This window comes from Chitinophaga sp. (genome assembly GCF_036566945.1).
GTDB lineage: Bacteria > Bacteroidota > Bacteroidia > Chitinophagales > Chitinophagaceae > Chitinophaga.
Window position 1 is genome coordinate 1 of record NZ_DATCVJ010000209.1, and the last position, 5,731, is coordinate 5,731.

The 5,731-nt window shown below is 44.9% G+C and carries 7 protein-coding genes; 4 read left to right on the forward strand and 3 right to left on the reverse strand.

Annotation, left to right across the window (positions count from 1 at the left end; translation table 11 throughout):
• Nucleotides 1–613, reverse strand: a 613-nt coding sequence (locus VIP81_RS05950) for a Mur ligase domain-containing protein (RefSeq protein ID WP_331957556.1), incomplete at its 3' end; no start/stop codon positions are given.
• Between the two features lie 309 nt (nt 614–922).
• Between VIP81_RS05950 and ytxJ the strand changes: the two genes are divergently transcribed.
• The 4 genes from ytxJ to VIP81_RS05970 all read left to right on the forward strand — a co-directional run bounded on the left by ytxJ (nt 923) and on the right by VIP81_RS05970 (nt 3,495).
• Entirely contained in the window at nt 923–1,255 is a 333-nt protein-coding gene (gene ytxJ / locus VIP81_RS05955; RefSeq protein ID WP_331957557.1) for a bacillithiol system redox-active protein YtxJ, read from the forward strand.
• A gap of 108 nt (nt 1,256–1,363) precedes the next feature.
• Nucleotides 1,364–1,945 (forward strand): UbiX family flavin prenyltransferase, encoded by a 582-nt coding sequence (locus VIP81_RS05960; protein WP_331957558.1) that lies wholly within the window; start codon nt 1,364–1,366, stop codon nt 1,943–1,945.
• A 37-nt stretch (nt 1,946–1,982) separates the two neighbouring features.
• Complete coding sequence (gene aroQ, locus VIP81_RS05965) at nt 1,983–2,408, forward strand: type II 3-dehydroquinate dehydratase (protein WP_331957559.1); 426 nt, start codon at nt 1,983–1,985, stop codon at nt 2,406–2,408.
• Nucleotides 2,409–2,724: 316 nt separating this feature from the next.
• A complete protein-coding gene (locus VIP81_RS05970) occupies nt 2,725–3,495 on the forward strand; it encodes a hypothetical protein (protein WP_331957560.1) in 771 nt (256 codons plus the stop codon).
• A gap of 195 nt (nt 3,496–3,690) precedes the next feature.
• On the opposite strand, the gene VIP81_RS05975 is transcribed toward VIP81_RS05970, so the two are convergent.
• Both VIP81_RS05975 and VIP81_RS05980 read right to left on the reverse strand, forming a co-directional pair.
• A complete protein-coding gene (locus VIP81_RS05975; RefSeq protein WP_331957561.1) occupies nt 3,691–4,791 on the reverse strand; it encodes a M42 family metallopeptidase in 1,101 nt (366 codons plus the stop codon).
• Between the two features lie 43 nt (nt 4,792–4,834).
• Nucleotides 4,835–5,680, reverse strand: coding sequence for a UbiA family prenyltransferase (locus VIP81_RS05980; RefSeq protein ID WP_331957562.1), 846 nt, complete (start codon nt 5,678–5,680; stop codon nt 4,835–4,837).
• Between the last annotated feature and the right edge of the window lie 51 nt (nt 5,681–5,731).

Below are 5,731 nucleotides of genomic sequence, written 5' to 3' on the forward strand. Positions count from 1 at the left end.
ACTGCTCTTTATATATTTCGTAGGTAGGAAATACATTGATGTGATCCCAGGCGATGCCCGTTAATACAGCGATCTGCGGGTGAAGGAAATGAAATTTGGGTCTTTTTTCGATGGCAGAAGCCGGGTATTCATCTGCTTCGCATACAATAACCGGGGCATCGGTGATATTCACTGACTGGGCAAAACCTTCCAGTCTGGCGCCTACCAGGTAGTCGAATGCCTGGTGGTTATACTGCAAGGCGTGCATGACCATGGCTGTAGTGGTGGTTTTACCATGACTACCGCCAATGGCTACCCGGGTTTTATTTTTGCTTTCCTGGTAAATATATTCCGGGAAAGAATAAATTTTCAGCTGCATTTCCCGGGCTTTGATCAGTTCGGGATTGTCTTCCCTGGCATGCATACCGAGGATGACAGCATCTAAATCCGGCGTTATCCGGGCGGCATCCCAACCGGTGTTGTCAGGTAAAATGCCTGCCTGCCGGAGGTTTGAGAGAGCAGGTTCGAAAATTTCATCGTCACTGCCGGTTACCTGGTAACCTTTGTTTTTGAGCGCAATGGCCAATTGATGCATTACGCTGCCGCCTATGGCAATAAAATGTACTTTTGTCATAACGCTGGATAATTTCGGAAGATCCGAAAATTACATTGTTGTTTTTTTTAATGTATTTTCTATATTTGCAAAATAACGTTACAAAAGACGATTAAAAAAGTGGTCGTATCATATTTCCTGTGAAATTTCGTTTTAGTTATAAATTATAAAATTCCCAGTATGCAATCTTATGTAAGAATTTTGGGCTACACGGCTATGGTTTGTATCTTTGCTGTTTTCTTAACGTCCTGCGCAAGCCATCAGAAACTAGGGTGCCCAATGAGAGGGATGGCTAAGTCACCTGCGATAGAACATAATAAAGCATGTTAAATGAATTGGAAAACGTTAGCCAGTGAGGAACAACTCTCTGAAGTCAATGCGGTATCAGCGCATCAGCCGGTAGCTATTTTTAAACACAGTACGCGATGTTCTATCAGCTCGATGGCCAAGGCCAGATTGGAGCGGGCAGCTGTACCGGAAGGGTTAACGTTTTATTACCTGGACCTGATCTCCCATCGGCCGGTATCCAATAAAATAGCCGAATTATACCAGGTACCTCATGAATCTCCGCAGATACTGGTGATCCGCAACGGAGCATGTATTTACAACGAAAGTCATAGTGGCATCCTGATGGATGAAATTGTAGCCCAGGCCGGGTTATAATCTTTTCTTTGCTGTTTTCCTGCCAACCTGGTTTTTGCCGGGTATGGCAAAGATGTGTGTTCAATCGCCCCAAATAGGCTAGCTTTGCAGGATCAATAGCATAGCCAAATGAAACATCGTATAGTAGTAGCAGTTACGGGAGCCAGTGGTTCCATTTATGCGCGTCAGTTGTTGCAAAAGCTGCAGACGGCGCATGCGCAACTGGACCAGGTTGCCGTGGTGATGACAGAAAATGCCAAAACGGTTTGGGAAACAGAACTGAGAGACGAAGATTATAAACAACTGCCTTTCCGCCTTTATACGCAACAGGATTTTCACGCTCCTTTCGCTTCCGGCTCCGGAAGATTTAATACCATGATTATCTGTCCCTGTTCTATGGGCACATTAGGCCGGATTGCCACCGGCATCTCCAATGACCTGATTACCCGTGCAGCTGATGTAGTGCTGAAAGAACGGAGGAAGCTGATTTGTGTGGTGCGGGAAACGCCTTATAACCTGATTCACATCAAAAATATGGAGGCCGTGACCATGGCCGGCGGCATTATTTGTCCGGCTACCCCTTCTTTTTATAGTGTACCCACCACACTGGAAGAAATGGCGGCTACCGTAGTAGACCGCATCATTGATCTGGCAGGCATCGAACAACAAACATACCGCTGGGGCGGCGATAGTAATAATAAACGGGATTAATTATCTTCGTGACATTCTTCATTTTATAACCATTATCATGCAAATAGCTATTATTAACGGGCCTAATTTAAATCTGCTCGGTAAGCGTGAAACAGGCATTTATGGCAGTGAATCTTTCGAGCATTATTTTAAACATCTGCAAAAACAATTTCCGGCTGTCAACTTTACTTATTTTCAAAGTAATGTAGAAGGAGAGCTGGTGAACTATCTGCATGAAGTTGGATTTTCATACGATGGTATCCTGTTAAATGCAGGCGCCTATACACATACTTCGATTGCCATCCGTGACGCCATTGCAGGCATTAAAACGCCGGTGATGGAAATACATATCAGCAATGTATACGCAAGAGAAGAATTCAGACATACATCGCTGATTGCACCTAAATGTATTGGTTGTATCTGCGGACTTGGACTGAAAGGATATCAGCTGGGCGTGGAGTATTTTGGGATGAACGATTTGTAGCGGAGGGGATCGCCTTCGGCGATTGTCTTTGTTCAGGATTATACTGATTTTGATGATTTTCCAGATTTTGTTTTTTTGATTTTGGAAGATTAAAAAAGATTAGCGAAAACGTAAGCGGTGTGTGCTTATGTCTTCGCTAATCTTTTTTACTCCTGTTAAAGAAAAAATCTGGAAAATCATCAAAATCAGTATAATCCTGAACAAAGACAATCGCCGAAGGCGATCCCCTCCGCTATTTTCAAATTTGCCTATGTCATTGAAATACATTTAATTGCGGGACTCAATTTAAATAACCACCATCCAGAAAACCACTTCTATGAAACATGTCCCCTCCGGCAGTTTACTGCCCGCCATTTTTTTAATGGCAACTATTGCTTTTACAGGCTGTAATAAAGACGACGATAACCCGGTAACGCCCCCTGTTGCCACCATGGACCAATTATATGGTCAGGCTGTACAAGACGCCATGGTAGCAGATAGCAGCGAGATGACCGATGCGTTGTGGCCTATTACGGCAGACAATGCGGATCTGCAATGGAAAACCATTAATGGTCAGTCGTATGTATTATTAGCTACTTTTATGCGCTTCCCCTCCAGTTATCCCGAAGGCGATTCCATCACCAATGTATGGGGCGAATCGTGGCTGTTCATCCCTAAGCAGATGAAAAACAAGATAGGGCCTTCGTTGACACCGACCTCCGATACGATTATGCGGATATGTCAGTTGTTAGGACTGCCGCCGGTGAACAGCAAAACCAATACGCATATTGCCACCATGTGGGTGAAGGCAGAGCGATTGTACCGGCCCGCAGGCAATCCGGCCATTAATACGAAAAGTGCCACCGCCGTTTTGCAAAGTAGCGTATCGCCTGCATATGCTACCTGGTTTAATGGCTACATTATTTATGCTTACTACCGGCCATTAACCTCCGCTACTGATGCCCATTATCCATGGACCAGGATGGGATATACTTATGACTGGGCGCCAGGTGCGGGCAGGGTAGGGTTGAGTGAGTATGTGTTGCAGGCTGCCTCCGGCGCCTGGGTAGAAAAAGTGACAAGGGCAGCGGATTTTTTTAAGAACTAACGTGAGTTTTTGTCTTTGTTCAGGATTATACTGATTTAGATGATTTTCCAGATTTTTGTTTTTTTGATTTTATAAGATTAAAGAAGATTAGCGAAGTTGGATGTCACATCTATCTTCGCTAATCTTTTTTAATCCTGATAAACAATCTGGAAAATCATCTAAATCAGTATAATCCTGAACAAAGACAAAAATTCGCTACAGGTACTGAAAATTAGTCTTGGGCGTAATATTCAGTAACGTCTGATAGATCAGGTGGATGGTATTTTCAATATCATCTTTCTTCACCATTTCGACCGTGGTGTGCATATAGCGCAACGGTAAACTGATCAGGGCTGAAGGCGTGCCATCATTGCTGTAGGCAAAAGCATCGGTATCAGTACCAGTGGAGCGGCTTACGGCGTGCAGCTGGTGAGGGATATCGTTTTTCTTTGCCGTTTTAATGATGAGGTCACGGAGGATGTTGTGTACCGCAGGACCATAAGTGATACTTGGACCGCCACCGCATTTGATTTCCCCTTCAATGTTTTTATTGATCATAGGCGTGGTGGTATCGTGGGTCACGTCTGTGATGATGGCGACATTAGGTTTAATACGTTTGGCAATCATTTCTGCGCCGCGTAAGCCTACTTCTTCCTGCACTGCATTCACAATATATAAACCGAAAGGTAGCTGCTGTTTCTTTTCTTTCAGCATTCTGGCTACCTCCGCAATCATGAAACCACCGATGCGGTTATCGATCGCACGGCAAACATAGTAGTCGTAGTTCAGTTCCTGGAAACCATCTGCAAATGTGCACACGCAACCTACGTGAATGCCCAGCTCTTCCACTTCTTTACGGGAACGGGCGCCACAATCCAGGAAGATGTTTTCTACTTTGGGTTGTGGTTCTTTACCATCGCCGCTACGGATGCGGGTGTGAATAGCCGGCCAGCCAAATACAGCTTTTACGATCCCTTTGTCGGTATGAATATTTACGCGCATGGAGGGCGCTATTTGTTGATCGGAGCCACCATTGCGGATCACGTAGATCAGTCCTTCCGGTGAAATATAGTTTACAAACCAGGAAATCTCATCTGCATGGGCTTCGATGACAACCTTGAATTCCGCTTTAGGATTGATTACACCCACTGCAGAACCGTATGGATCTACAAAATGCTCGTCGATATAAGGTGTCAGATATTTCAGCCAAAGCTTTTGTCCTTCTTTCTCAAAACCGGTAGGAGATGGGTTGTTCAGGTAAGTTTCCAGGAATGTCAATGATTCCTTGCTGAATATTGATTTCTGTTTTTTGGACATGTTTAGTGGAAATTTTGATCGGACAAAGGTAGGGAAAAAGCAGTTAGCTCACTGCTACAGCCAGCAGGTACACTACTGCCGACAGTGCCATGCATCCATCCAGCACAAAATAAAAAAGGTAATCGGACTGGCTATGATGGGCTTTGTGTGTAAGCAGAGCGGTAACGGCTACCGGGATCAGGAGGGAAATAATGGCGGTGACGGTAATAAATGGCGCCATTAATCCGGCGCTGACAGCGGCTATCAGCAAGGTGAAATAGTAAAGACGGTTCAGGTTTTTGAAACTCAGTCGCGTAATCAGACTCCGGATGCCTTCTTTTTTATCTGATTCCAGGTCGCGGTAATCAAACAAAATGCAGATGGCATAGATGAGGAAAAAACGATGGAGGGTAAGAAGTATCAACGGCGTGGTAGCAAAATTACCGGCTACCAGCGCGGGCAGCAGCGTGGTAACGTAGGTCCACACAAATGTGAGAAACAACGTTTTGCCGATGGCTACTTTACTCAGCCAGCGGAAGGCGGGGTGAGGTACTTTAGGTGCTGAATATAAAAAGGTAAGTATAGCGCTGCCGCAGAGTACCAGCCAGTGTTCGCGTAGTTGCCAGAAGAACCATCCGGAGCCGATGAGGCCAATGCCGCAGAGCACCAGCAATCCGTTGCGGTACTGGTTGTTCCAGCCTATTCTTTCTGAAGTTGCCGAAAAGTCGCCGGGAGTCAGGTACCAATGGAAGTTATAGCTGCAGATAGTAGAAAACAGGACGAAGAGATAGAAAGTGTTTTGTTGGTACTGAAGTCCCAGCAGTTGATTGGTTTGCCAGATCATCAGCAGTGCACACAACGAAATATAGATCGAAGTGAAAAGTATGAAATTGAAAATACTCCGGAACATAGATAGTGTTTAGCTGTTAGCTGTTAGCTTTTAGCTTTTAGAGAATGCAGC